At 57.4% G+C, this 1,371-nt stretch carries 1 rRNA gene (only partly in view); it reads left to right on the top strand.

The features are described from left to right. Nucleotides 1-93: 93 nt before the first annotated feature. Nucleotides 94-1,371 (top strand): 23S ribosomal RNA (locus tag ACWDBB_RS35930) (it continues 1,597 nt past the right edge of the window).

The following is a 1,371-nucleotide window of genomic DNA, read 5'->3' as shown; positions in this document are numbered from 1 at the left end:
GTGCCGGCCTCACTTGAGGTAGCCCGGTTCGGGTTGTCGAGGGTGTGTGACTGGTCGTTGTTTGAGAACTGCACAGTGGACGCGAGCATCTGTGGCCAAGTTTTTAAGGGCGCACGGTGGATGCCTTGGCACCAGGAACCGATGAAGGACGTGGGAGGCCGCGATAGGCCCCGGGGAGCTGTCAACCGAGCTTTGATCCGGGGGTGTCCGAATGGGGAAACCCGGCAGTCGTCATGGGCTGTCACCCGCTGCTGAACACATAGGCAGTGTGGAGGGAACGCGGGGAAGTGAAACATCTCAGTACCCGCAGGAAGAGAAAACAACCGTGATTCCGGGAGTAGTGGCGAGCGAAACCGGATGAGGCTAAACCGGAATGGTGTGAGACCCGGCAGGGGTTGCCGTTTCGGGGTCGTGGGATTTTTCTTGATCGGTCTGCCGGCCGGTCGGCGAGTCAGAAACCGTATGGATAGTCGAAGGACATGCGAAAGGTCCGGCGTAGAGGGTAAGACCCCCGTAGGCGAAATCTGTACGGCTCGTTTGAAGAACTCCCAAGTAGCACGGGGCCCGAGAAATCCCGTGTGAATCTGGCGGGACCACCCGCTAAGCCTAAATATTCCCTGGTGACCGATAGCGGATAGTACCGTGAGGGAATGGTGAAAAGTACCGCGGGAGCGGAGTGAAATAGTACCTGAAACCGTGTGCCTACAAGCCGTGGGAGCGTCGTTCATCAGCTTGCTGGTGGGCCGTGACTGCGTGCCTTTTGAAGAATGAGCCTGCGAGTTTGCGGTGTGTAGCGAGGTTAACCCGTGTGGGGTAGCCGTAGCGAAAGCGAGTCCGAATAGGGCGGTTGAGTTGCATGCCCAAGACCCGAAGCGGAGTGATCTAGCCATGGGCAGGTTGAAGCGCGGGTAAGACCGTGTGGAGGACCGAACCCACCAGGGTTGAAAACCTGGGGGATGACCTGTGGTTAGGGGTGAAAGGCCAATCAAACTCCGTGATAGCTGGTTCTCCCCGAAATGCATTTAGGTGCAGCGTCACGTGTTTCTTGCCGGAGGTAGAGCACTGGATAGGCGATGGGCCTTACCGGGTTACTGACCTTAGCCAAACTCCGAATGCCGGTAAGTGAGAGCGTGGCAGTGAGACTGTGGGGGATAAGCTCCATGGTCGAGAGGGAAACAGCCCAGAACACCGACTAAGGTCCCTAAGCGTGTGCTAAGTGGGAAAGGATGTGGAGTCGCAGAGACAACCAGGAGGTTGGCTTAGAAGCAGCCACCCTTGAAAGAGTGCGTAATAGCTCACTGGTCAAGTGATTCCGCGCCGACAATGTAGCGGGGCTCAAGCACACCACCGAAGTCGTGTCATTGCAGCATG

Source organism: Kitasatospora sp. NPDC001095 (assembly GCF_053598615.1).
This window is presented reverse-complemented; position numbering and strand designations above follow the sequence as displayed.